General features: G+C 70.9%; 25 protein-coding genes and 1 pseudogene. 12 read left to right on the forward strand and 14 right to left on the reverse strand.

What is annotated here, in order from left to right; translation table 11 throughout:
• Nucleotides 1-11: 11 nt before the first annotated feature.
• Both rox and BLR04_RS15375 read right to left on the reverse strand, forming a co-directional pair.
• Nucleotides 12-1,448: a rifampin monooxygenase gene (gene rox, locus BLR04_RS15370; RefSeq protein ID WP_090764602.1), complete on the reverse strand. Its 1,437-nt coding sequence runs from the start codon at nt 1,446-1,448 to the stop codon at nt 12-14.
• 187 nt (nt 1,449-1,635) lie between these two features.
• Nucleotides 1,636-2,436: a class I SAM-dependent methyltransferase gene (locus tag BLR04_RS15375; protein WP_090764605.1), complete on the reverse strand. Its 801-nt coding sequence runs from the start codon at nt 2,434-2,436 to the stop codon at nt 1,636-1,638.
• 74 nt (nt 2,437-2,510) lie between these two features.
• Here BLR04_RS15375 and BLR04_RS15380 point away from each other — a divergent pair, with 74 nt between their 5' ends.
• On the forward strand, nt 2,511-3,113 hold the full coding sequence (locus tag BLR04_RS15380) for a TetR/AcrR family transcriptional regulator (protein WP_090764608.1): 603 nt from the start codon (nt 2,511-2,513) through the stop codon (nt 3,111-3,113).
• Nucleotides 3,114-3,149: 36 nt separating this feature from the next.
• On the opposite strand, the gene BLR04_RS15385 is transcribed toward BLR04_RS15380, so the two are convergent.
• A complete protein-coding gene (locus BLR04_RS15385) occupies nt 3,150-3,719 on the reverse strand; it encodes a TetR/AcrR family transcriptional regulator (RefSeq protein WP_090764611.1) in 570 nt (189 codons plus the stop codon).
• A 130-nt stretch (nt 3,720-3,849) separates the two neighbouring features.
• Between BLR04_RS15385 and BLR04_RS15390 the strand changes: the two genes are divergently transcribed.
• The gene (locus BLR04_RS15390; RefSeq protein WP_218128955.1) at nt 3,850-4,782 is read left to right on the forward strand and encodes an NADP-dependent oxidoreductase; all 933 of its coding nucleotides are present in this window, start codon (nt 3,850-3,852) and stop codon (nt 4,780-4,782) included.
• Nucleotides 4,783-4,904: 122 nt separating this feature from the next.
• Here the strand turns inward: BLR04_RS15390 and BLR04_RS15395 are convergent, their stop codons facing one another.
• The gene (locus BLR04_RS15395) at nt 4,905-5,537 is read right to left on the reverse strand and encodes a TetR/AcrR family transcriptional regulator (protein ID WP_090764616.1); all 633 of its coding nucleotides are present in this window, start codon (nt 5,535-5,537) and stop codon (nt 4,905-4,907) included.
• A gap of 62 nt (nt 5,538-5,599) precedes the next feature.
• Here BLR04_RS15395 and BLR04_RS15400 point away from each other — a divergent pair, with 62 nt between their 5' ends.
• From BLR04_RS15400 to BLR04_RS15430, 5 genes and pseudogenes are all read left to right on the forward strand, one after another.
• Nucleotides 5,600-5,890: an antibiotic biosynthesis monooxygenase gene (locus BLR04_RS15400; RefSeq protein WP_090764618.1), complete on the forward strand. Its 291-nt coding sequence runs from the start codon at nt 5,600-5,602 to the stop codon at nt 5,888-5,890.
• 393 nt (nt 5,891-6,283) lie between these two features.
• Nucleotides 6,284-6,475: pseudogene (locus tag BLR04_RS41750) on the forward strand (NAD(P)H-dependent oxidoreductase); the annotation flags it as partial.
• Between the two features lie 383 nt (nt 6,476-6,858).
• A complete protein-coding gene (locus BLR04_RS15420; RefSeq protein ID WP_090764624.1) occupies nt 6,859-7,140 on the forward strand; it encodes a Rossmann-fold NAD(P)-binding domain-containing protein in 282 nt (93 codons plus the stop codon).
• A 177-nt stretch (nt 7,141-7,317) separates the two neighbouring features.
• Nucleotides 7,318-7,674, forward strand: a complete 357-nt coding sequence (locus BLR04_RS15425) for a hypothetical protein (RefSeq protein ID WP_090764627.1) — start codon at nt 7,318-7,320, stop codon at nt 7,672-7,674.
• A gap of 36 nt (nt 7,675-7,710) precedes the next feature.
• A complete protein-coding gene (locus tag BLR04_RS15430) occupies nt 7,711-8,256 on the forward strand; it encodes a TetR/AcrR family transcriptional regulator (protein WP_090764629.1) in 546 nt (181 codons plus the stop codon).
• 52 nt (nt 8,257-8,308) lie between these two features.
• Here BLR04_RS15430 and BLR04_RS15435 read toward each other — a convergent pair whose 3' ends face one another.
• The 3 genes from BLR04_RS15435 to BLR04_RS15445 form a co-directional block, all read right to left on the reverse strand.
• Nucleotides 8,309-9,271, reverse strand: coding sequence for an alpha/beta hydrolase family protein (locus BLR04_RS15435; RefSeq protein ID WP_090764632.1), 963 nt, complete (start codon nt 9,269-9,271; stop codon nt 8,309-8,311).
• A gap of 297 nt (nt 9,272-9,568) precedes the next feature.
• Nucleotides 9,569-10,216, reverse strand: coding sequence for a response regulator transcription factor (locus BLR04_RS15440; protein WP_090764636.1), 648 nt, complete (start codon nt 10,214-10,216; stop codon nt 9,569-9,571).
• Entirely contained in the window at nt 10,201-11,448 is a 1,248-nt protein-coding gene (locus BLR04_RS15445) for a sensor histidine kinase (RefSeq protein WP_090764639.1), read from the reverse strand. The genes BLR04_RS15440 and BLR04_RS15445 overlap by 16 nt, the downstream gene beginning before the upstream one ends.
• 35 nt (nt 11,449-11,483) lie before the next feature.
• On the opposite strand from BLR04_RS15445, the gene BLR04_RS15450 reads away from it, so the two are divergent.
• Nucleotides 11,484-11,999, forward strand: a complete 516-nt coding sequence (locus tag BLR04_RS15450) for a hypothetical protein (RefSeq protein ID WP_218128956.1) — start codon at nt 11,484-11,486, stop codon at nt 11,997-11,999.
• A gap of 34 nt (nt 12,000-12,033) precedes the next feature.
• Here the strand turns inward: BLR04_RS15450 and BLR04_RS15455 are convergent, their stop codons facing one another.
• The 5 genes from BLR04_RS15455 to BLR04_RS15475 all read right to left on the reverse strand — a co-directional run bounded on the left by BLR04_RS15455 (nt 12,034) and on the right by BLR04_RS15475 (nt 17,296).
• Nucleotides 12,034-12,486, reverse strand: coding sequence for a hypothetical protein (locus tag BLR04_RS15455; protein ID WP_218128959.1), 453 nt, complete (start codon nt 12,484-12,486; stop codon nt 12,034-12,036).
• Nucleotides 12,487-12,571: 85 nt separating this feature from the next.
• The gene (locus BLR04_RS15460; RefSeq protein WP_090764649.1) at nt 12,572-13,594 is read right to left on the reverse strand and encodes a serine hydrolase domain-containing protein; all 1,023 of its coding nucleotides are present in this window, start codon (nt 13,592-13,594) and stop codon (nt 12,572-12,574) included.
• Between the two features lie 87 nt (nt 13,595-13,681).
• Complete coding sequence (locus BLR04_RS15465) at nt 13,682-14,734, reverse strand: protein kinase family protein (RefSeq protein WP_176903099.1); 1,053 nt, start codon at nt 14,732-14,734, stop codon at nt 13,682-13,684.
• Nucleotides 14,735-14,739: 5 nt separating this feature from the next.
• Nucleotides 14,740-16,212 (reverse strand): UDP-N-acetylmuramoyl-L-alanyl-D-glutamate--2,6-diaminopimelate ligase, encoded by a 1,473-nt coding sequence (locus BLR04_RS15470; RefSeq protein WP_090764656.1) that lies wholly within the window; start codon nt 16,210-16,212, stop codon nt 14,740-14,742.
• A gap of 10 nt (nt 16,213-16,222) precedes the next feature.
• Entirely contained in the window at nt 16,223-17,296 is a 1,074-nt protein-coding gene (locus BLR04_RS15475) for a helix-turn-helix domain-containing protein (RefSeq protein ID WP_090764659.1), read from the reverse strand.
• Nucleotides 17,297-17,396: 100 nt separating this feature from the next.
• Between BLR04_RS15475 and BLR04_RS15480 the strand changes: the two genes are divergently transcribed.
• On the forward strand, nt 17,397-18,581 hold the full coding sequence (locus BLR04_RS15480; protein WP_090764660.1) for an MFS transporter: 1,185 nt from the start codon (nt 17,397-17,399) through the stop codon (nt 18,579-18,581).
• Here BLR04_RS15480 and BLR04_RS15485 read toward each other — a convergent pair.
• Complete coding sequence (locus BLR04_RS15485; protein WP_143022057.1) at nt 18,541-19,443, reverse strand: ArsR/SmtB family transcription factor; 903 nt, start codon at nt 19,441-19,443, stop codon at nt 18,541-18,543. The genes BLR04_RS15480 and BLR04_RS15485 overlap by 41 nt on opposite strands.
• Nucleotides 19,444-19,862: 419 nt before the next feature.
• On the opposite strand from BLR04_RS15485, the gene BLR04_RS15490 reads away from it, so the two are divergent.
• Genes BLR04_RS15490 through BLR04_RS15500 form a run of 3 tightly spaced genes read left to right on the forward strand, consistent with a single transcriptional unit; the run spans nt 19,863 to nt 21,135 of the window.
• Entirely contained in the window at nt 19,863-20,276 is a 414-nt protein-coding gene (locus tag BLR04_RS15490) for a spore-associated protein A (RefSeq protein WP_090764667.1), read from the forward strand.
• Nucleotides 20,277-20,287: 11 nt separating this feature from the next.
• The gene (locus tag BLR04_RS15495) at nt 20,288-20,701 is read left to right on the forward strand and encodes a spore-associated protein A (RefSeq protein ID WP_393500403.1); all 414 of its coding nucleotides are present in this window, start codon (nt 20,288-20,290) and stop codon (nt 20,699-20,701) included.
• 20 nt (nt 20,702-20,721) lie between these two features.
• Nucleotides 20,722-21,135 (forward strand): spore-associated protein A, encoded by a 414-nt coding sequence (locus BLR04_RS15500; RefSeq protein WP_090764670.1) that lies wholly within the window; start codon nt 20,722-20,724, stop codon nt 21,133-21,135.
• Nucleotides 21,136-21,211: 76 nt separating this feature from the next.
• Here the strand turns inward: BLR04_RS15500 and BLR04_RS15505 are convergent, their stop codons facing one another.
• On the reverse strand, nt 21,212-21,988 hold the full coding sequence (locus tag BLR04_RS15505) for a metallophosphoesterase family protein (RefSeq protein WP_176903100.1): 777 nt from the start codon (nt 21,986-21,988) through the stop codon (nt 21,212-21,214).
• Nucleotides 21,989-22,078: the final 90 nt, after the last annotated feature.

The raw sequence follows: 22,078 nt of genomic DNA on the forward strand, positions 1-22,078 counted from the left end.
GAGCCGAGTCCTCAGCGCCCCCGCGCCGTGCCGAACCAGCGGGAGAGGTGGTCGTTCAGGTCGTGCTGGGTGTCGCCGATCCAGGCGATGTGGCCGTCCGGGCGTAGCAGGACGCACGGAACGTCCAGCGCGGCCGCCGGGTCCGCGAGGTGATCGACACGGTCCGACCAGCCGTTGACGGTCAGGTGTCCGGTGCGGTCCAGGAGCAGGCCGCGGCCGTCATGCAGCCGGCCGTAGAGGTTGCCCTGCTTCAGATCGATGTCGCGCAGGCGGCGGCCCAGCATGTCGGGTCCCGGGCCGAAGTCGTACCGGATGCCGATCGCGGCGATCTTCTCGATGAGGTGGCGGTTCACCTCCTCGAAGTCCATGAGTTCGGTGAGGAGTCTGCGTACCGCCTGCGGGCCCGGCTCGGTGGACAGCAGCTCCGTCTGGGCGCGGGTGTTGTCGAGCACGTCCTTGGCGACCGGACGGCGTTCGGCCTGGTAGGTGTCGAGCAGCGGGTCCGGAGCCCAGCCGCGGACCTCGGCGGCCAGTTTCCAGCCGAGGTTGACCGCGTCCTGAATGCCCAGGTTGAGACCCTGCCCGCCGATGGGCGGATGGATGTGCGCCGCGTCGCCCGCCAGCAGCACCCGCCCCACCCGGTAGCGCTCGGCCAGCCGGGTGGCGTCCCCGAAGCGGGACAACCAGCGGGGGGAGTGCACGCCGAAGTCCGTTCCGGCGACGGCGCGCAACTGCTGCCGGAAGTCGTCGAGGGTGGGCGGGCGCGTACGGTCGCCGACCCCGGCGGCGGGGACGACGACGCTGTACATCCCCGCGCCGAAGGGCCTGAGCCAGAAGCGCCGGTGAGTCGCGCTGACCTCGGCGACCTTGGCGGCGATCTCCTCCTGCGGCAGGCCCACCGCCATCTCGCCCATCAGCGTGTCGGTCCGCGAAGGCTCGCCGGGGAAGCCGACGCCGAGCAGCTTGCGCACGGTGCTGCGCGCGCCGTCGCAGCCGACGAGATAGCGCGTACGCAGCCGTTCGCCGTCGTCCAGCACGACGGTCACGCCCTCGTCGTCCTGCTCGAGACCGGCCACCGCGCACCCGTGCCGGACCTGCGCGCCCAGCCGGATCGCATGCTCTTCGAGGAGGCGGACGATGACCGGCTGCGGGATGCCCAGCAGGTAGGCGTAGGGGGAGTCGAGCTCGGGCGCGGGCTTGGGGATGGCGGCGAAGAAACCGCCGGCCGGGCGCCGTCGTCCGTGTTCGAGCATGCGGTCCAGCAGCCCGCGCATGGCCATGATCTCGAGACTGCGCACGTGCAGCCCGACGATGCGGACGTACGACGCGGGCTCGCTCTCCTTCTCCAGGACGAGTACCCGTACGCCATGCAGCCGCAGCTCGGCGGCCAGCATCGCGCCGGTCGGCCCGCATCCGGCGATGATCACATCGGGGGTGAACAAGTTCATCGGTGTTGCCTTTCGGGAGTGCCTGGTCAGGCGCTCCCGGCGACACCTACGTCGGTCGCCCGGCCGTGACGGGATGGGGGAGCACCCACAGCGATACAGCGTTCATGGGTCTCACCTCCTCGGGCGGCGTCACGGTCCCCGGCACGATACAAGCGCGGGCCTCAGCCCGTCCAACTGATTTTCCGGATCAGGGGATCCGTGACGCGGTGAGCGCCATCGTGGTGCAGGCCATGGTGAAGCCGCCCCCGATCGCGTCGATGGCGGACCCGACGGCCTCCAGCACCTGGGCGAGATCGTCCGGCGGCAGCTGGGTGAGCCCGCCGGTGGTGGACAGCAGGTCGAGCCACTCGTCGCGGCTGTAGTGCCGCTCCCAGTCGTATCGGTGGTGCTCCGGCTCGCCGAACCGCGCCGTCTTCCGGACGCCGTCCTCGAACATGGCGAACATCGCCCGGTAGACCTCCCGGGCCGGCCTCGGCGGTCCGGCGCTGATCGGGGAGTCGGGCGCCACCTTCTTGAACGCGGCGGCGAACGCCTCCGCGACGGCGGTCGGCGGGTCGTAGGCGTGCGCGAACACCGCCAGCAGGCCGCCGGGACGCAGCACGCGCGCCGCCTTGGCCGCGCCCGCGACCGGGTCGACCCAGTGCCACGACTGCCCGGCGACGACCGCGTCGAAGGTGCGGCCGGCGGCGTCCCAGTCCTCGAAGGTCGCCACCTCGACCTCGACTCCGGTGCGGCGGGCGAACTCGGCCATCCTGGCGTCCGGCTCGACCCCCAGCACCGTGCACCCCGCCGCCTGGAACTGGCGGGCCTCGATGCCGGTGCCGCAGCCGACGTCGACGATGTCACGGCCCGGGCCGGCCGCGGTGACCTGCCGTACGAGGGCGTCGGGGTACGGGGGGCGGGTCCTGTCGTAGCGTTCGGCGTCGATCCCGAACGACTCCGCCATCCGTCTGGCCTTGTGGGGTTGGTTCCGTTCTGGAGTGGGCATGCGCCCACAATAGTGGGCACGTGCCCACTCGGCAATCCTGGGGTGGACACGTGTGCAAGAGGAAGGACTGGGCGATGCCGACTGGGGTGGCCCTGCGGGATGTGCGACAGCAGTTGGTCGACGCCGCCGAACGCGTCCTGCTCCGGGACGGCGCGAACGGGCTGACCAGCCGCGCGGTCACGACAGAGGCCGGCGTCGCCAAGGGCGTCCTGCACCGGCACTTCGAGGACTTCGACGCCTTCCTCGTCGACCTCGTGCAGGACCGCATCGCCCGGCTGAAAGGTCAGGCCGCCGCACTGCGCGCCTCCGCCGGGACCGGCGACGTCGCCGGCAACCTGACCGGCGCGCTGCTTGACCTGTTCGACCCGGTCGCCGTGGCGATCGTCGGCCTCGTCATCTTCCGCGACGAGCTGCGGGCCCGGCTGCGGCGGACCCGTCCGGCCCCCGGCGTCCCGGTCCTGACGGACGCCGCGGCGATGATCGCCGCCTACCTGGGCGAGGAGTGCGAGCTGGGGCGCATCGCGGTCGACGCCGACGTGGACGCCCTGGCACTCTCCCTGATCGGAGCAGGGCACCTGCTGTTCGCCGGCCGGGACGGAACCCCGCCGGAGCCGGGGGAGGTCGGCAAGGTGGTCAACGCCGTCATCGCCGACGTCGTCCAAAGACGACTGCTCTGACGCGGGGCCTGTGCGGCCCTGCGTCCAGAGACCGGGTCAGCAGAGGGGCGTGGCCGCCCGCACGTCGTCGAGCGCCCGTCGCGCGATCTCACCGAAGTCGTCGCCGTCGCCCGTACGGCTCCAGCGCTCGTAAGCGATCGAGGAGGCGAGCGCGCCCAGCTCGGCGGCCACGCGCGCGGTCAGCTCGGGAACGCCGCGCCGTTCGAGCGCCTCGGCCATGGACGCGATGAGGGTGAGGTTCTTCAACGCTTCGCGTTCCTGCAGTTCGGGGTTGGCCGCGATCACCGCCTGTCTGCGGACGGTGAACTCGCGGCGGGCGGAGGTGAAGACCTGTCTGCCGGCCGCGTCCAGCGCGTGCGCGACCGCCTCGAGCGGGCCCGCGGTCGGCGGCGCCGCGGCTATGGCCTCGGCGAGCAGGTCGTTCGTCGTCCCGCGGCCGAAGAGCACTTCTCTCTTGTCCTGGAAGTGTCGGAAGAACGTGGTCTTCCCGAGCCCTGCGCGCTGTGCGATGTCGATCACGGTCGTGTTCTCGTAGCCCCGCTCGGCGAACAGGTCAAGGGCGGCCTGAGCGAGCCGTTCCGGTGCGTTCGGTTCCCAGCGAGCCATGGGACAGCAGTGTACGGGACTTGGTTCCGTGCTCTGCTGTTAAAGTGATGGAACTAAGTTCCATCACTTTCCGGGGCCCTTGTGGCGTGCCCGGAAGACCGCACGTAGCAGCGATGAAGGAATGATCACGATGAAGCGGATCCAGTACCACCAGTACGGCGGGCCCGAAGTCATGCGGCTCGAAGAGTTCGAACCGGCGCCGCTCGGCCCCGAGGAGGTCCTTGTCCGGGTACGCGCGGCCGCGGTCAACCCGATGGACTTCGGGATCCGCTTCGGCCGGATGAGACACGTCACCGGCCGGCGTTTCCCGCGCGCGATGGGTCATGACTTCGCGGGCGTCGTCGAGGCGGTCGGTGATCGCGTCACCCGGCTGCGCGTCGGTGACGAAGTGCTCGGCGGGACGCCGATCAGGTCCGCGGGCGCGTTCGCCGACGTGGTCGTCGCCGAGGAGAGAGGGGTCGTCGGCAAACCAGGGAACCTGTCGTTCGAGGCGGCCGCCGCGATCCCGACGGTCGGGATCACCGCCTGGCAAGCCCTGATCACGAAGGGGAAGCTACGGCCGGGCCAGGCCGTGTTCGTGCACAGCTGCCTCGGCGGGGTCGGCCGCTCCGCCGTGCAGCTCGCCCTCGCACATCGAGCCACGGTCGCGGGCAGCTGCCGCGGCACCGCCAGGCAGGAAGCACTCACCCTCGGCGTCGATCCGGTCGTCGACTTCGACTTCCAGCCCGACGCGCTCGCCAGGCGGTTCGACCTCGTCCTCCTCGCCGCCGGCACGCTCCCGGTCAAAGCCGCGCGGACGATGCTCAAGCCCGGCGGCCGCATCATCGGCGTCCTGCCCACCCCGGCGAACCTGGCGCGAAGCGTCCTGCCCGGGCCGTTCCACGCGCTGGTCGCCCGGCCGGTCACCGAAGACCTCGAAGAGGTCGCCCGAGCCGCCGGCCAGGGGACACTGCGGCTGCCGATCGCCCGCACCGTCCCGCTCTCCCAAGCCGTCCCGGCGCTCACCGAACTCGAACGAAACGGCCCGGCCAAGCGCGGCAAGCTGATCATCACGCCGGAATGACGACAGGCGGCGCGCGGCCCCATCGTGGCCTCGCCATGCGGGTGCCGTGACGGCGCGCGGTCACCGGGTGGGGGAGGCCGGGGGAGTGCACCAGCGATCCTCACGGCCTGTCGGCGGCGGCCCTACTCCGAGCAGAGTTGGGCGTGCAGGGTCTGGAAGGCCCATCGCTCCCAGCGGTCGCGCGGCCAGCCGCGCGCGTGCACGAGCAGCAGGTACAGCTCGGGGCTGAGCAGGCCGTACAGCAGGTCGGCGGCCTCCTCCGCCGACACCTCCGCCCGCGCGCCGGGCTTGCCGACCAGCGTCTTGGTCACCCTCTCCTGCACGACGTAGCGCGGATCGACGTCGTGCGGCCACAACGCGGCGACCTCGGGGTCGCTCGCCGACGCCCCGTCCAGCACCTTGCTGATGGGAGCGACCCGTTCCAGCACCCGGGTCGCGCCGGCGATGTAACCGCGCAGCACGCCCTCGGCGGTGTCGGCGGCCAGCGCGTCGACGTACCAGGGCCGGTCCATGGTGGCCACCGGCTCGTCGTCGCCGGCGACCGTCACGTCGACCAGTTCCTTGAGCAGGGTCCGTTTGTTGCCGAAGACGAAGTAGATCGTCTGCACCGCGACCCCGGCCCTGTCGGCGACGTCCTGCAGGTTCGTCGCCCCGTACCCGTCCTGCACGAACAGCTCCAGCGCCGCCGACAGGATGCGCCGGCGGGTCTCTTTCGCCTTCTCCGCCCGCTTGCTGGGCCGCTTGACATCGCTCATCACTAGAGCTTATCTCTAGTTAAGAGCTCACTAGAAGTCAACTCTAGAAATGAGGGCCAGTGATGTCGGTCATCACCGTCACCCGTTTCCAAGCCGATCCCTCCGATGCCGACGAGCTCCGCGCCCGGCACGCCGCTCTGGTGTCGGCGACCAGGGCGGCCTTTCCCGGGCTCACCGAGGCGCGCCTGGGCCGGATCGACGACTCCACCTGGGCCGGCGTCTGGCGCTGGGACTCGGCCGCCACCCTGCGGGCGGCCCGCCAGGCGGCATCCGCCGACGCCGCGGCTGCCGAAGCGTTCGCGCTGACGCGCGACATCACCGTCGACGACATCGACGTCCTGGACGAGCACTGACGTCCTCTACGCCCTCCAGGAGGTCGTCATGATCTCATGATTTACTTTGTAAAGGGCGCGTGTGGGTGCGGTGCCCACTTGCACCCGCACATACGAACGGGCTTCGCCCGTACGCCCTCAACAACCAAAAGAGCCCTATGCGGCGCTGTCGCCCTGTGGGCGGCGGGAGCGCCGGGTGTCCACGTTGTTGGTCAGGGCCGTGAGGAGGCCGGGGAGTTCGGCCACGGTGTCGGCGGGTAGGCCGGCCACGGTTTCTTTCGCGAGGGCGCACCACAGGTGTTTGATCTGCTCGGCCAGTGCCTTGCCGCTGTCGGTGAGTTCCACGACGGTGGCGCGCCGGTCGGAGGGCGCGGGTTTGCGGAGGATGTGGCCGCCGGCTTGCGGCGGATCGCCGTGGCGTCGGTCGAGGACCTGGCGTGGGCCGATGCGTTCGCGTTCGGTACGCCCACCAGGTTCGGCGGGCCGGCCGCGCAGCTCAAGCATTTCATCGACCAGGCCGACGGGCTCTGGCGGGAGGGGAAACTGGCGGACAAGCCGGTGACGGCTTTCACCTCGGCGCACAACCGGCACGGCGGTGGTGAGGCCACGATCCTGTCGCTGGCCAACGTCTTCTTTCACTGGGGAGCGTTGATCGTACCGACTGGACTGCAGTGGAACGTTCCCGGCAGGGCCGCCACCCTCTACGCGCACGATCCCGGCGAGCCGATGCAGGGTCTCCTGCTCTTCGCGCGGGACGAGCCGCCCTTCACGGACTTCCGCGCCCTGCATGCGCAGCGCGACCTGGTGGCCGCGACGTTCCCCGACACGCTGTGGGAGATCCCCCGGATGGTGGCCGCGATGCGCGCGGCCGACGACCTGTTGTGCGACGTCGTCGACCAGATCCACATGCCCGCCTGGTCGACCGGCCGTGTCGCGCTCGTCGGCGACGCCGCCCATGTCATGTCGTTCATGTCCGGCCAGGGTCTGGCGTGTCGCTGGTCGCCGCCTACGTCCTGGCCGGCGAACTGGCCACCCACGATGACCACGTCGCCGCCTTCGCGGCGTACGAGAAGACCGTGCGGCCCTTCGCAGAGCAGAACCAGGCCCTGGCCACCGAGGGCGGCGGCGTGGTCGCGCCACGCACCCGGCAACACCTTGACGCATGCACCGCGATGTTGCGCACCCGGACGACGCTGCCCTCCGGCGCCGAGGGCCGCGTCGCCAACAGGGCTCTGGCGCTGCCCGACTACGAGCACGCGTTCGTACGCTGAGCCACAGCCCCGGCGACTCGCTGTTCCTCATCGGAACGAACCTCATGGTCCGGTTGTGGCGGCTCGGGTTTTCTCTAAGTTGCTGAGAACGGGAGGTTGGGGGTGTGTGCGTACCGGACTCATGTGTCCGGTACGGTGGCGGTCGACGAGGTCGGCAAGTGATGAAGGGGAGCCGCCATGACGCAGGTACGGATCAGCGACGCCATCCGCGAGGTCGCGTTCGAGCCCACCCGTGAGCTGGACGAAGTGCTGGACACCTACTACGCCCCCGATTACGTCCACTGCAGCGACGGCCGCACGCTTGATCGTGCCGGCTTCGCGGACATGGTGGCCGGCATCCGCAGCCGGGTGGTGGAGGGTTCGCTGACGGTACTCGACGAGGTGCACGACGGCTCCAGCTACGCCGAGCGGCATCGTTACACGATGAAGCTCACCGACGGGTCGGTCGTCGACCGGGAGATCTACTTCTTCGCGAGGCTGTCGGAGGACGGCCGCTTCCAGCGGGTCGACGAGACCGGCTTCGACGTCGTCTGAGAGCGAGATGCCCTTTCGTGGAGGTCCGTCGCGCCCATGACGCCGAACTTGCCGCAGCGTGCCGACGCGCTGCGTAATCACCAGCGGATCGTCGCGGCGGCCCGTGCCCTGTTCGCCGAGCGCGGGCCGAACCTGACCGTCCCTCAGGTGGCCGAGGGGGCCGGGGTCGGGCGGGCGACGGTGTATCGCAGTTTCCCCACCAAGGAGGAGTTGCTGCTGGAGCTCGCCCGCGAGGGTTTCCGCGAGCTGGAGGACCTGACGCTGTCCGCCCTGGCCGCCGACGAGCCCTATGAGGCGCTCGCGGGGTACGTGCCGGAGCTGCTCGACCGTCTCGCCCGTGACCGGGGCCTCGCGGCGGTGTTCTTCGAGGGGCGGTTGCTGCCGGCCGGCAGGCTGGTCAAGCTGATCGGGCTGCTGGTGGAAGCGGCGAAGGCGTCGGGCCAGGTGCGTCCGGACGCCGGGGTGGTGGATGTCCGGGTGGTTCTGTGTGGCATCGTCCGCCAGCTCATTGTGCTGGACGAACGCGACCCCGCCGTCTGGCGCCGCTACGCCGACATGATTCTCGCCGCCCTCCGTCGGTGACCACAGCGGGTGGTCAAGGCCGGGCACCGGATCCGGTGGGCGCCTCAGGGGTTCATTTCGATTCGACGCTGCCCAGCGGGTTGGGCATGCTGGTGAGCGCGGCGGTCGCGTCGGCCCAGGCGGAGTCGCCGGGGTAGAGCGCGGTGCGGAGGTAGGCCCAGGTGAGCGCCCGCAGTGCGGCCACGCGCTCGGGGTTCTCGTCAGTGGTTTCCGCCGCGTCGTACATGGACACTCCGCCGAGCCCGTGCTCCGCCTCGAACAGCGTGAGCAGGCTCTTGGGGCAGGGGCTCAGGTGGTAGGCGTCTGCGCGCCAGTCCTTGCGGTCGGAGAAGGCGGCATTCCAGTCGTTCTCGCCCACGATGACGAGGGCCGGCGTCGTCATCGTGGCGAAGCCGGTGGTTCCCAGGACGGGGTAGTGCTCGGTGGCGAAGGGGGCGAGGTCCTCGCCTCTGCCTGGGGCGGCCATCAGGACACCTGCCTTGACGCGAGCGTCGGCCGCATCAACTGGCGTTCCGTCGGCCGGATCGGTGACCCGCTGGCCGCACAGCATGCCGACCGTGTGCCCGCCCATGGAGTGCCCGACCGCGGCGATGCGGGTGTGGTCGAGACGTCCGGCGAGCCCTGGGACGGCGGCTTCGATCCGGTCGAGGTGGTCGAGGATGTGGCGCATGTCCTCGGCTCGGGACCGCGAGTACAGCGGCGCCTCCGGGTCGTCCGATTCGCGTAGGCCCAGGGTCATCGAGTCCAGGTGTGTGGGCTGGATGACGACGAAGCCGTGAGCTGCCCAGAAGTCGGCGACGGGTCCGTAGCCGTGCAGGGACGACACGAAGTTCGAAGGCCCGTGGCCGTGCGACAGGAGAATCACGGGCAGGTCGCTGCCTGTGGAGGGTGCGGAGACCTTGATCTGCAGATCCACGATGCGGCCCGGGACCGGCAGCACCACGGGGCTGAACGTCGTGACGGGGGTGGGGTCGCTGACGGGAATGCCGGCGGCTTCGGTGAAGGGCGTGCTCATCAAGCGCTTCTCCTCTTGTAGGGGTTTGTTCGGCCTCTTGCGAGAACGCATCCGCGTCCTGGCGACTGCGGTCAAGCGTCACCGGGGGTCCAGGAGCACGGCGGGCGTTTCGGGCGCGCCCGCCGTGCTGGGGCGGAACGAAGCGGAACGTCGTTCCAGAACTATACGGAATGGCGTTCCGGTTATGCAAGCGGAGGAGCGTCGTGACGGCGAGGGTCCGGATGCCGACGACAGCGAGGGCGGGGTGGTGTTCGACGGTATGAGTGGTCCGGTGAACGTGCCAGGCGCCCGGCCAAGCTAGGGCTTGTTCAGATAAGCCAGTACGGCGCGGACGCGGCGGTTGGTGTCTTCGTCGTCGACGATGTCAAGCTTGCCGAACATGGAGGTGGTGTACTTGCTGATGGCGCTGTCGCTGAGGAAAAGGCGGCGGCCGATGGCCTGGTTGGACAGTCCCTCTGCCATGAGAGCCAGCACGTCGTGCTCGCGCTCGGTGAGCCGCTCGAGTCCGCGGCTCGGGGAACTGCCGGACAGCAGCTTGGCGATGACCGCCGGGTCCATGGCGGTCCCGCCGCCCGCGACGCGCTCCAGGGCGCCGATGAACTGGTCGGCGTCGAACACGCTGTCCTTCAGCAGGTAGCCGACGCCGCCGGAGCCGTCGGCCAGGAGCTCACGGGCGTACAGCTGCTCCACGTGCTGGGAGAGGATGAGGACCGGCAGCCCGGGCATCTCGGCACGGGCGACGAGGGCCGCGCGCAGGCCCTCGTCGGACTGGTTCGGCGGCATGCGGACGTCGATGACGGACGCGTCCGGGCGCCATTTCCGTAGCGCCTCCAGCGTCTCGGGGCCGGTGGCCGCCGTGGCCACCACCTGGTGCCCGTACGCCTGGATCAGACGGACCATCCCCTCGCGCAGGAGATAGAGGTCTTCGGCTACAACGAGTCGCATGGCAGCGCCATCCTCACACGGGTCGGGCCGCCCGGCGGGCTGCTGAGCTCCAGGGTGCCGTCGAAGATCGCCAGGCGGCGACGCAGACCGGCGAGTCCGCCGTCGGCGCGCACCTCGGCCCCGCCCCGCCCATCGTCCTCGACCTCGACGATGAGATCGCCGCCGTCCTGGGAGAGGGAGATACGCGCCCGGGACGGCTGGGCGTGTCTGACCGCGTTGGTCAGCAGCTCGGCGACGCCGAAGTAGAAGGCGGCCTCGATCGGCGGGTCCAGGCGCAGGCCGGCGTCGGCGCTGACGGCCACGTCGAGGGGAACGTCCAGGGCCAGGGCGCGGACGGCGTCGACGAGCCCCCGCTCGTTCAGCACCGGCGGGCTGATTCCTTTGACCAGTTCGCGAAGCTCGGCCAGAGAGGCGGCGGCACCGCCCCGTGCTTCCCGCATCAGCGCTTTCGCCTGGTCGGGGTCGTTCTCCATCAGTTTCTCCGCGGTCGCCAACGCTAGTCCGAGCGCGACCAGGCGGGCCTGCGCCCCGTCGTGCAGGTCCCGTTCGATCCGGCGGATCTCGGCGGCCTGCGCAACCGTCGCGTCCGCGCGCTGGGCGGTCAGCTCCTCCACCCGCTCGGTCATCGTCATCGCGCGCGACGGGCGCAGGAAGCGGACAGCCACTGGCACGAGCAGCCGCCAGGCGTACGGGGCCGTGGCGATGGACACGACCAAGCCGAGCACCCCGGCGGGTACCCCCTGGCCGAGCACGAGGGCCGCCGCGACCACGCCGACCGGCTGAACGGACGCCACCACGCCCGCGGCGAACGGCACGATCCCGGTGAACCGCACGTCACGCCAGACGGCGGGATCCTTCCACCGCACCCGCCATTTCTGATCCAGGACGGCATCGCGGCGGCTGCGCTCGTAGGTGAAGCCGTTCCACCAGTACCCGGTGGACATCCGCACCACCGGCCCGGCCTCCCGGTACCCGGCGGGGATGAAGGTGCCCGTCCACCTCGCCACCAGCGACCGGACCATCCGGCAGACCGGCCGGGACAGCCCGAGGGTGCCCACGCACACCAGCACGAAGGGCCCCAGCCACGACCAGGGGTTCCCCGCGCCCCACCAGATGGCCCACGCCATGGCCACGACCCACACGGTCGGGACCAGCATGGTGACGACCGCCACCACGCACGACCGCACGAACCCCACGCCAACGCGTTCCGCCCAGATGCCCAACTGCCGCATGCTTTTCCTTCGCCGCTCTATTCGGTGCCTCTACTGTGCACCGCGCGGAGCGCGCCACTGACCTGGCCGGGCCGAGGAGTAGGTCTGGCCCCACCCCCCTGTGTGCCTGGACCGATACCGCCTCGGCGAAGCGCTTCGTAGCGTCGCTGAGCATGAAATCCCACAACCCCCGCGCCTTCGAGACGGCGAAGAACAGCATCAAGGTGTACGGCGCACTCAGCGCCATCGCCCTTCTGGCCGTCATGGTGGTGTCGAGCAGCGGTCATATGGTGAACACGTTCATGTGGGTCCGGGCGGCCCTCCTGCCGGTGGTAGCCGTGTTGATCTACCGGATGACCGTCTCCGCTTCCCGGGGATCTCGACGGGCCTTCGAGCGCGTGAATGCCCTCACCGTCATCATGCCGATCGCGATCATCGGCATCGATCTGATCCCGGGGATCTGCCCGCTGTGGTACGCCGTGATGCAGGTCGTCTGCGTGCTGCCCGTCATCCGGGTCGCGTTCCTCACCCGCGGCTCAGCACTGCGCGCCGCTTTCCCCAAGAGGCGCTGAGATGGCGCCGCCCCGTGCGGGCGGCGCCTGCCGCTCAGATCTCGATCTCGGTTCTCATCGGCTGCCAGGGTGCGGCGTCGAACACCAGCATGATCGACACGATCTTGTCGCCGTCCAGCCGGAAGTGTTCGGCCGTGCGCTGGGTGCCGACCGGCGTCGCGGTGTGCACGTCGTACACGAGCGTGGCCTCCGCGTCGCCGTACAGCTCGCTGATCAGCTCGACGCCGGTCACGATGGACACGAATCCGGGCAGGGTCGCCAGATGGCCCGCTCGGTCGTCGGAGGTGATGAACGGGCTCTGGAAGCGGAACGGCTCTCCCAGGTGCGCCGCCGCCGCGGACGCCTCGCCGCGGAAGCGCGCCTGAGGGTGGCGATGCCGATGCCGGCGCGGCGGGCGATCTCCTCCAGCGGCGCGTGGATCGCCCTTGACCCGGTACGACGACGTCCGGACCGTGCTGAGCAGCCCGGCGTTCAGCGCCGACGGCACCCGTCCCGGCTTCCCCGTGTTCTTCCCGGGGCAAGCGATCTGCCGGCTGCTCGGAGTCCCGGCGCTGCTCGATGTGGACCAGCCGTCAGAAGGCGAACTGCCGGAAGGCGTTGCGGATGTTCATGAGTGGGTCGCGTTCGCGGGAGTAGAAGAGCTTGTTGGTGAGGAGGGCGGCCCAGCGCGACTGCTTGGGGGAGACCCACAGCGCCGTTCCGGTGAAGCCGTAGTGGACGTAGGTGTCGTCGCAGTCGGGGGCGGGGTGCCAGAAAAGGCCGCGCCTCGGGGTGAGGTTGCCGGTGTGGATCTGGAGCGACTCGGTGATCCAGGTGTCGCCGAAACCCGCCTCGGGTGTGGGCGTCAGCAAGTGGCGTTGGAAGCGTGCCAGGTCGTCCAGGGTGGAGAAGGCGCCGGCGATGCCGCACACGCCGCCGAGCAGGCGCGCGGAGAAGTCGTGCGCGGTCCCTTGCAGGTGCGTGCCGGTGTCGGGGTCGAACTCCGTCGGCGCGCACCGCTGTCTGTCGGCGTCCGGGAGCGGGCCGAAGCGGGTGCTGCGCATGCCGAGCGGCTGCCAGATGCGCTCGGCGGCGAGCCGGTCCAGCGGGGTGGCGGTGAGGTGCTCGGCGAGGAAGCCGAGGATCAGGGCGGCGCGGTCGGTGTACTCGACGGCTTCGCCCGGCGGGCGGTGCAGCTCCTCACGCAGGACGCCGTCCCTGATCGTGCGAGGGTCGGTGCCGTAGAGAGCTTTCAGGTTGGCGCGCAGCGGTACGCCGGCGGTGTGGGTGAGCAGGTGGCGGGCGGTGACCCGGCCGAGCGGGCGGCCTGCCACCTCCGGCCAGAAGCCGCCCAACGGGTCGTCCAGCGGCAGTCGCTGCTGCTCCCACAGATGGCCGACGACCGCCCACACGGTGATGATTTTCGTGAGGCTGGCGATGTCGAAGACCGTGTCGCGCCGCATCGCCGAGCCGGGGACGGCAGGGTCGGCCGGCCCGCATGCTCCCCACGCGAGCATGCCGTCGGCGTCGCCGACAGCCCACACGGCGCCGGGGAACACCGCCTCGCGCACGCCCTGCTCCAGCAGCCGGGTGATCGACTCGCGCACGTCGTCCATGGCCGTCCCTTGTGACTGACACCGGTGTGGCGCAGCCGCCTCACGCTAGCGGAGCTCCTCCCGACCGGCGTGCGTCTTCCGAGGCTTTTACCCGAGTGGCAGGGTGTGCCGCCCGGCGACCTCGCGGATCTCCTCCAGCGGGTACGGGGTCTTCCTGCTCTCGCTCTGCCGGCCGTGGTAGAAGTCGTTCAGCACGGTGGCCAGCGGGCTGTGCCGCTGCAGCAGGGTCGCGACTCCGGCGGGCAGCCCGGTCGGCGGCTTTCCCGCCGCCCACTCCCGCACCAGTGCGCGACGTCTCTGCCAGCCGACCCCGTGGAAGGTGCCGGCCAGCCAGTTCACCAGGTACGTCAGCGTGAAGGTGCGGTCGTAGGTGAGGTGCCGGCGGTAGAAGGCCTGCTCCTCCTCCGACAGGTCGAAATCGGTCGACACGGCCTGCCCGAAATCCGTCAGGTAGAAGCGGCGCCCGTCGGTCAGGACATTCTCGAAGTGCGCGTCGAAGTGCAGGAGACCGCCCGCGTTCATGAAGGACACGGCCTCACGCAGTCCCTCGTCCGCCAGGGAGCAGGCGCGGTCGGCGTCGCCCGCGCGCACCCGCTCCTCCAGCCACTCGCGCAGGTTGCAGGGGAAGTGCTCCAGGAAGAGCGTCACGCTCGCCGGCGCCTCCGCCAGCGCTTCGAGGCGGCGGCGCACGCCGGGCGCGCCCTCCCAGAAGGTGACCGCCCGATCGATGTCGGCCAGGTCGCCGTACAGCCGAAGAGGGGCGGCGTTGGGCAGGACCCGCCAGTGGTACAGCAGCGGGAAGCCAGGGAACCGGCCGGTCAGCACCCACTCGGTGGTCATCGTGTGCGCGGCCAGCTCGCGCCAGGCGCCGAAGCCGGGGGAGCCGATGCCGTACTGGCAGAAGGGCGGCAGGTCGAAGAGGTTGGCCGTCGAGTGCGGGTGGCGCAGTTCGAGATCGGTGAGGGGCACCCGTTTGACGAAGACCGAGGTGCCGCCGACCTCGAGCCGCGCGGACGCCCCGCCGATGCCGGTGCCGAGGGGGACGGCCTCGCGCTCCAGCAGGTGGGCCAGTTGCCGGTCGTCGTAACGGGCCAGGGCCCTGGAGACGTCACGGTGGGCGGTCGATCGCGGGTCCGTCATCGTGATCACTTCACTGACTGCGGCGAGGTGGACAGGTCGCGGACGACGCTCATGTCGTCGAAAGGGATCTTGCGGGCGCCGATGAGCTGGTACGGCTCGGCGCCCTTGCCTGCGATCAGGACGACGTCGCCGGGCGAGGCGATCCGCAGCGCGCGAGCGATCGCCTGCCGGCGGTCGGTGATGCGCTCCACGGCCGCGTCCGTCGCCTGCACGCCGGGCAGGATCTCATCGATGATCGCCTCCGGGTCCTCGGTGCGGGGATTGTCGCTGGTGACGATGACGACGTCGGAGTACGTCCCGGCGATCTCACCCATCGGGGCGCGCTTGCCGGGGTCGCGGTCGCCGCCGCAGCCGAAGACCGTGATGACCCGGTTGTCGGCCCACTCGTGGATCGTGGCGAGCATCTTGTCCAGGGAGTCGGGAGAGTGCGCGTAGTCGACGATCACCGCCACCCCGGCCGGGGTGGTGTACGTCTGGACGCGTCCGGGGATGGGAGGCAGCGCCTCCACGGCATCGAGGAGCGCGTCCGGGTCGTGGCCCAGCGCGTGGCCGGTGGCGAGCGCGGCCAGCGCGTTGGAGACGGCGAACCGGCCGGGAACCGGCACCCGCGCCGGGCGGCGGCGGCCGTCGTGGTGCAGCACGAACGCGGTGCCGGTGGCGTCCACGCGCAGGTCCGTCGCACGGAAGCGCGCGCCGGCGTCGTCCAGTGCGTACGTGGTCACCGCGCCCGGCATCAGGGAGGCGATGTCGGCACTGACGGGGTCGTCGGCGTTGGCCACCGCCTGCCGGCACAGCCCGCCGAACAGCAGGAGCTTGGCCTGCTTGTACGCCTCCATGCTGCCGTGGTCGTCCAGGTGGTCGGGGGTGAGGTTGGTGAACACGCCGACGTCGATGTCCGTGGCGTCCAGTCGGCGCTGGGTGAGCGCCATCGACGACGCCTCCATCACCACCGTGCCGGCCCCGCGATCCCGCATCGTGCGCAGGATCTGCTGCAGCTCTATCGCCTGCGGCGTGGTCCGGTCGTACGGGATCGGCTCGTCGCCGACGCGGCACCCCTCGGTGCCGATCACGCCGACCCGCGCACCCGCGCGCAGTGCCGCCTCGGTCATGTAGGACACGGACGTCTTGCCGTTCGTGCCCGTGATCGCCACCACGCGCATCTCCCGTGAGGGCTCGCCGAAACAGCGGGCGGCCACGAACGCGGCCGCCGCACGCGTGTCGGCCACCTGGACCACGCACACATGCGGCGGCACGGGAAAGTCGAGCGGACGCTCCACGAGCACCGCGGTGGCGCCCCGCGCGACGGCGTCGGCCACGAAATGGTGCCCGTCGGTGCGGCTGCCGCGCATGGCGACGTACAGATCTCCGGCGGTCGTGCGCCGCGAGTCGCAGGTGAGGCCGGCACCGACCTCGGCCAGGTCGGGATCGCCGTGAAGGGGCCGGTGTTCGTACCCTTCCAGCAGGTCACGCAGCATCATGCTTGCTCCCTCAGCGCAGGACGGCCGTCAGCAGGTCGGCGCCCAGCGCCGTCAGATCGGGCAGATTGACGCTGTAGCGGACGTACCGACCGTGCCGCCGGGCCGTGAGCAGGCCCGCGCGGCGCAGGACGGCCAGGTGGCGGGAAACCTCCGGGGGAGACAGTTCCCACGCGTGGGCCAGCTCACCGGTGGTGTGCGGGCCGCGGGCCAGGGTGCGCAGCAGCCGCAGCCGTACCGGATGCGCGAGTGCCTCCAGCCGGAGGGTGACCGTCTCCAGCGACACCGGCTGCGACGGACCTGCCACGGGGTACTGGACCACCGGCTGCCACCCGGGCGCGTGGATCACCACCAGGTGCGGGCGGCCATAGACGCTGGGCAGGAAGGTGACCCCGGTGGCGGCGGTCGCCGTGTCCTGCAGTTTGTCCACGAAGACGCTGTCGCCGTCAGGAGCCGGCGTGATCGCGCCGGAGACCGACGCGAGCGCCGCCGCGACGCCCTGGCGCTGCAGCAGGTCGTTCTTCAGGCGCAGGTCGGTGGCGAGTTGCACGGCGGCACCCGTCCAGGCGGTGTCGAAGAAGGCCTCGGCGCACTGTTCGAGCGTGTGACGCACCCGCGCCCGCACCGCGGCCGGGTCGGCGAGCAGCCGTTCCGCGAAGGCCTGCTGAAGCGCGCCGCGAGCCTGGGCCAGGTCCAGGGCCCGCTGGCGCGCCGTCGTGTCGGTGAGCGGCGACGGCCCGCCGAAGTGGACCCGGTTGCTGCCGCACGTGGTGGTGAGCGCGGCGGCCACGTACGTCTCGTCGTCGATGCGGTCGACGTCGTCCAGTTCTTCGGCGAGGGTCGGCCGCGGACGCGCCGGCACCAGGAAGTCGGCGCGTGAGGAACGCCAGAGGAACTCCGCCTCCCTGAGCCGCTCGGCCAGCTCGGGCCGCAGCCCTGCCCACACGTCGCCGGCCCAGCCGGCGAGCTGCGGGTGATGCCCGGGTTCGGCCAGCACGTGCAGCATCGCGGTCAGCTCGGCCAGCGGGGAGACGGCGAACCGCACCCGGCCGGACGGCGGGCCACTGAGGTCGATCCGCAACGTCATCCCCTCATCATCGCTGGTCGGACGGACGAAGGCCGCGTCGATTGACGGTCTGCGTCAATCGACGCGGCCGGCCCGGCGGCCGCGACGCACTGTTGACGCCATGGTGAGCACGAGCAGGATCCGCGCCCTCGGAGGCCCCCGTTACGCCGTCGCTCTGGCCGTCGACGCGCTCGGCACCGGCCTGTTGCGGCCCTTCCTGCTGCTGTACGGGGTGATGGTGCTGGAGCTGTCCGCGCCGGTCACCGGCATCGCCATGACGGTCGGCGTCGTCATGGGTCTGGTGTGCATGCCCGCGGTCGGCCGATGGCTGGACCGGGGCGCACGCAGCACGGTCGTGGCGGCGTCGATGCTGGTGCGGGTGGTCGGCGTGGCGCTGCTGCTCGCCACTCCGGCGGGGAACGTCTGGTCGTTCGCGTCGGCGGCGCTCTTTCTCGGCATCGGCAACCAGGCCTGGCCGGCCGCGCACGCGGCCCTCGTGGCGACGGTCGCCCACGGCCGTGAACGCGACGCGGCCCTCGCGGCGGCCCGCGCGCTGCGTAACGCCGGGCTGGGCGCGGGCGCGCTGCTCGCCACCGCGTGCCTGGCGGGTGGCGCCGGCGCTGTGCTGGCGACGGCGGCGGCCACCGGGATCGCCTATCTCCTCGCGGCGGCCCTGGCGTGGTCGGTCCACGTGCGCGCCGATCCGGCGGCTGCCGCGATCAAGGGTCCCGCGCCCCGGATGCGGGCGCTGCTGGCCGCCAACGTGATCTACGTCTTCTGTCTCAACGTTCCCGAGATCGCGATCCCGCTGGTCCTGGTGACGCAGCTGCACGCCTCGCCGGTGTGGTCGGCGGCCGTCTTCGTGGCCAACACGGTGCTGGTGGTCAGCCTGCAGGTTCCGGTCACCGTCCTGATGTCGCGTTTCTGCCGGCGAACGGTGCTGGCGCTCGCCGGCGTGGTCCTCGCCGCGTCCTACCTCGGCTTCCTCGCGGCCGCCTCGCTCGGGCACGGATGGGGCGCCCCGGCCGTCGCCATGGTGTCCGTGGTGTGCACCGTCGGCGAGATCCTCTACGCCGGCAGCGCCACCGCGCTCGTCACCGTCCTGGCCCCGGCCCACCTTCTGGGACGCGCCCTGGCCCGCTTCCAGCTCTCCACGGGCTTCGGGCTCGCCGTCTCCCCGGCGGTGATCACCGCTCTCGCCTCGCACGGCTCGGCCGCCCTGTGGGGCGGCCTCGCCGGTGCGACCCTCCTGTCCTCCGCTTCTCTCACCTGGGCTGGTGGAGGAGCTCCACGCCGAGAGGGGTGAGGGTGTGCCGGACGGTGTTGCCGTACCGTTCGCTGGCCACGAGCCCGGCCGCGCGCAGGAGCGAGGCGTGCTCGCTCGCCGAGGCCACCGAGATGTCCAGGACGCGGGCGATCTCTCCCGTCGTACGGACGCTCTCGCTCAGGGTTCGCAGCACCAGGGCGCGGGTGCGGCCGAACAGCCGCCGCAGCACCTCCTCGGTCGGCCCGCTTCCCGCGGCCGCCCGGGCCAGGAACGACGCCGGCTGGTGGGCGACCGGGTAGAGCAGCACCGGAGGCAGCGAGGGGTCGTGGAAGGTGACCGGGTTGACCGCGCAGAAGAACGCGGGGACGAGCATCAGCCCGCGGCCCCTCAGTTCGAGGTCCTGTTCCATGCCGTAGGCGAGCTCCACGGTGGTGCGAGGCGCGCTGCGGACCGACGGCCGGTCCTTCAGGCGCAGGATCAGTGACGCCGTCCCGTCTCTCGCCGCCGCGGCGCCGCGCTCGGCGACCTGCGAGATGTACCTCCAGTACGGCCGCAGCGCCACGTCGAAGTAGCCGCGCATGGACCGGCCCAGCGCGCGTACGGCCGCGCTTTCCTTCCTGGCCAGCGCCCGTGTCCAGGTGGGGCGCGGGCCGTCGCCGAAGCGCAGGTCGAGTTGCTCGGCGATGCGTCCGCGAGGGGTGTTGAGGACGGCGTCGATGCCGTCCGTGGGGTCCTCGCCGCCGAGGCAGGGGCTGAGGAAGTCGGGTGAGTAGCCCTGTGCGGGGACGAGGTCCAGCAGGATCCGGCTCTCGCGCGGCATCCGGTGCAGCACCCGTTGCCGCCACTGGCCGAAGACCGTCTCGTCGGACGCCTCTCCCAGCATGTACAGGCTGAGAAGCATCTCCCACATGGGGTCAGGTCGGGAGACGATTCTCAGCCGCTCCCAATCTTGCGATGAAAAGTGGACGCGCAGCATCTCGCATTCCGTGTCGAACCGCCCAGGAGCACCGGTGTGTGAGCTACAGCGGCGGGCTCCGCGACGCGCCACCGGCAACCGGGCCGTGCCCGACGGCCGCCGTCACCGGGGTCGACGGCTCAAGGTCGTGCGGCGACATCGGATCGGACTTCGGCATGTCATGTGTCCTGACTCACCGAGTCAGTATGACCGAGGCGTGGCCCAGATGTCGATCTTCATGTCTCGCCTCCGTTTTTCGGTCAGCGTCGAAACACCGGCCGATCTCCTTTCCGGTCTCCGGAGCCCGGCCTACGGTGCCGGAAGTGGATCTCGAAGGAGACCTGCGAAGGAAAGGCAGAGGGACAATGCGCATCTCGAAGAGGATCACTGCCGCCCTGGTCACGGCCGGCGCGATGACCGTGGCCGGTCTGGCGACCGCCGCCCCCGCCTCCGCGGCCGCGTACGGCGGGCAGTGCGGCAGCGGCTACGGCGTCGTCAACCACGCGACCATCAGCGGCAAGGGCACCGTCTACCTGACCTACAACAACTCCAACGGCTACAACTGCGTGGTGACGATCCGCGACAAGGCCGGCTCGGCCGTCCCCATGTTCGCGGGCATCGCCCGATCCGACGACTCGGCCTGGGCGGCCGTGGACGAGGGCAACTACACCACCTACGCCGGGCCGGTCTACCGGTACGCCAAGGGCACGTGTGTGACCTGGGGCGGGGCCATCAGCGGCAGCTACGCCGGCGACGAGGACACCAACTGCGACAGCTGAGGGGGAACTCCGTGAAGAGGCTGTTGACCAAGACCGCCCTGATGGGCGCGACCGCCGCGCTCGCCGTCACCGGAACGCTCGCCACCGCCGCCCCGGCCTCCGCCGCCTCCTACGGCGGGCAGTGCGGCAGCGGCTACGGCGTCGTCAACCACATCGACCTGCCCAGCAACCGGGGCACGGTGTACCTCACCTACAGCTCCGCGACCGGCAGGAACTGCGTGGTCACCGTACGGACGACGGCCGGCACCGCCACGCTGGTGGAGGCGTACCTGCGGCGGTCCTCCAGCAGCACCTGGACCAAGGACAGCGGCAACTACACCAGCTACGCGGGCCCGATCTACGTGTCGGCGCCTGGTGAGTGCGTCGACTGGGGCGGCACCATCGGCACCGCCACCCTGTACCGGTACGACACCAACTGCGGCTGACCCCGACGAAGGAGCTTTGCATGACGCCTTTCAAGAAGACCGCGGTGGGCGCCGCGTTCGCCGTCACCGCGCTGGCCGGGGCGCTGGTCACCGCGTCGCCCGCGTCGGCCGCCACCTACGGGAACGAGTGCGGATCCGGCTACGCCGTCGTCAACTCCGCCCCGATCGGCAGCACGGGCACGGTGTACCTCACCTACAGCTCCGCGACCGGCAGGAACTGCGTGGTGGCCAAGCGGAATTCGGCCGGTTCGGCGGTGCTGGTCGAGGCCGGGCTCTCGATCTACCCGGCGGGCACCCACTGGGCCGCCTACGACGGCGGCTACTACACCAGTTACGCGGGCCCGATCTACCTGTCCGCGGCGGGCAAGTGCGTGGACTGGATGGGCCGGATCAGCGGCACGGAGGGCGGCAAGCGCAAGACCAACTGCGGCTGACCGTCTGAGGGCACGAGGCTGTCGGTCGTGTGACCGGCAGCCTCTTCTTTTCACCCCGTACGGACGCCGGTGGCGCTCACCGGACTCCCCTTCGGCTTGCCGCGCAGGGACGTTGCGCAGGTGGGCTCACGTCCGGCTGCTCGGCGTCGCTCGTGCGGCTTCGCCGATCACCTCGACCGCCGCGTGGGCGAGGTCGTCGGCGACAGGGCAGCCGGGCGTGTCGCCCCAGGATCGCTCGGTGGCCGGACAGGAACAGGACAACCCGGCCGGAGTCGCTGAGGCGCCGCTGGAGTTCCTCGCCTTCGGCGTAGGTGTGCGGGTAGCCCTCGTCCAGCCGCGGCGTGATGACGAAGTGCTGCAGGTGGACCTGCGGACGCGGGCCTGGGTCGAGCAGCGAAGAGTCGAACCGCTCCCGTTCGGTCAGCGTGCGACGAGGCACGTTGCCGGTCGACTCGCGATCCCAGAAGCTGACGAACCGTAGCTCCCCGACGTCACGGACGAACGGCCCGGAACCCAGTTCCTCGGCGTGGACGCGGTAGCTGTCGTGATTGCCGGGGACAGCGATCCAGGCGATGCCGCAGTCGTCCAGCATCCGCCGTACGAGGCGGTGGTCCGCCCGTACGCGCTGCCAGGCCCGCGTGTCGCGGGCGGCGTCAGGTTCGGGATCGAACAGGTATCCCGGAACGTCCACCAGGTCACCGGTGATCACGATGGCGTCGGCGCCACGCCGGCGGGCGTCGTCGAGCGCGGCTGCCAGCAGTTCGGGAGCCGTACGACCGCGCCGGACGGGCAGCGCGGGGTGTCCAGAGATATGGCTTCGGAGGTGAATGTCGGTGATGTGGGCGATGCGCACGGCTGCACGTGGCCAAGCTGGCCGCCCTTCCGGAGCCGCCCTCCCTGATCGACCTGCGCAAGCGGGTCCTCGCGATGCTGCCACGGGTGG

It is taken from the genome of Nonomuraea maritima, from assembly GCF_900100395.1.
Taxonomy (GTDB): Bacteria; Actinomycetota; Actinomycetes; order Streptosporangiales; family Streptosporangiaceae; genus Nonomuraea; species Nonomuraea maritima.

What these genes read in the sequence shown, in the direction of transcription:
- BLR04_RS15390 (WP_218128955.1), top strand. Translation starts at nt 3,850, where the DNA reads ATGAAGCGGATCCAGTACCACCAGTACGGCGGGCCCGAAGTCATGCGG.
- BLR04_RS15465 (WP_176903099.1), bottom strand. Translation starts at nt 14,734, where the DNA reads ATGACGGACCCGCGATCGACCGCCCACCGTGACGTCTCCAGGGCCCTG.
- BLR04_RS15430 (WP_090764629.1), top strand. Translation starts at nt 7,711, where the DNA reads ATGACGCCGAACTTGCCGCAGCGTGCCGACGCGCTGCGTAATCACCAG.
- BLR04_RS15475 (WP_090764659.1), bottom strand. Translation starts at nt 17,296, where the DNA reads ATGACGTTGCGGATCGACCTCAGTGGCCCGCCGTCCGGCCGGGTGCGG.
- BLR04_RS15460 (WP_090764649.1), bottom strand. Translation starts at nt 13,594, where the DNA reads ATGGACGACGTGCGCGAGTCGATCACCCGGCTGCTGGAGCAGGGCGTG.
- BLR04_RS15445 (WP_090764639.1), bottom strand. Translation starts at nt 11,448, where the DNA reads ATGCGGCAGTTGGGCATCTGGGCGGAACGCGTTGGCGTGGGGTTCGTG.
- BLR04_RS15435 (WP_090764632.1), bottom strand. Translation starts at nt 9,271, where the DNA reads ATGAGCACGCCCTTCACCGAAGCCGCCGGCATTCCCGTCAGCGACCCC.
- BLR04_RS15395 (WP_090764616.1), bottom strand. Translation starts at nt 5,537, where the DNA reads ATGAGCGATGTCAAGCGGCCCAGCAAGCGGGCGGAGAAGGCGAAAGAG.
- BLR04_RS15490 (WP_090764667.1), top strand. Translation starts at nt 19,863, where the DNA reads ATGCGCATCTCGAAGAGGATCACTGCCGCCCTGGTCACGGCCGGCGCG.
- BLR04_RS15375 (WP_090764605.1), bottom strand. Translation starts at nt 2,436, where the DNA reads ATGCCCACTCCAGAACGGAACCAACCCCACAAGGCCAGACGGATGGCG.
- BLR04_RS15500 (WP_090764670.1), top strand. Translation starts at nt 20,722, where the DNA reads ATGACGCCTTTCAAGAAGACCGCGGTGGGCGCCGCGTTCGCCGTCACC.
- BLR04_RS15470 (WP_090764656.1), bottom strand. Translation starts at nt 16,212, where the DNA reads ATGATGCTGCGTGACCTGCTGGAAGGGTACGAACACCGGCCCCTTCAC.
- BLR04_RS15440 (WP_090764636.1), bottom strand. Translation starts at nt 10,216, where the DNA reads ATGCGACTCGTTGTAGCCGAAGACCTCTATCTCCTGCGCGAGGGGATG.
- rox (WP_090764602.1), bottom strand. Translation starts at nt 1,448, where the DNA reads ATGAACTTGTTCACCCCCGATGTGATCATCGCCGGATGCGGGCCGACC.
- BLR04_RS15400 (WP_090764618.1), top strand. Translation starts at nt 5,600, where the DNA reads ATGTCGGTCATCACCGTCACCCGTTTCCAAGCCGATCCCTCCGATGCC.
- BLR04_RS15480 (WP_090764660.1), top strand. Translation starts at nt 17,397, where the DNA reads ATGGTGAGCACGAGCAGGATCCGCGCCCTCGGAGGCCCCCGTTACGCC.
- BLR04_RS15380 (WP_090764608.1), top strand. Translation starts at nt 2,511, where the DNA reads ATGCCGACTGGGGTGGCCCTGCGGGATGTGCGACAGCAGTTGGTCGAC.
- BLR04_RS15425 (WP_090764627.1), top strand. Translation starts at nt 7,318, where the DNA reads ATGACGCAGGTACGGATCAGCGACGCCATCCGCGAGGTCGCGTTCGAG.
- BLR04_RS15385 (WP_090764611.1), bottom strand. Translation starts at nt 3,719, where the DNA reads ATGGCTCGCTGGGAACCGAACGCACCGGAACGGCTCGCTCAGGCCGCC.
- BLR04_RS15485 (WP_143022057.1), bottom strand. Translation starts at nt 19,443, where the DNA reads ATGCTTCTCAGCCTGTACATGCTGGGAGAGGCGTCCGACGAGACGGTC.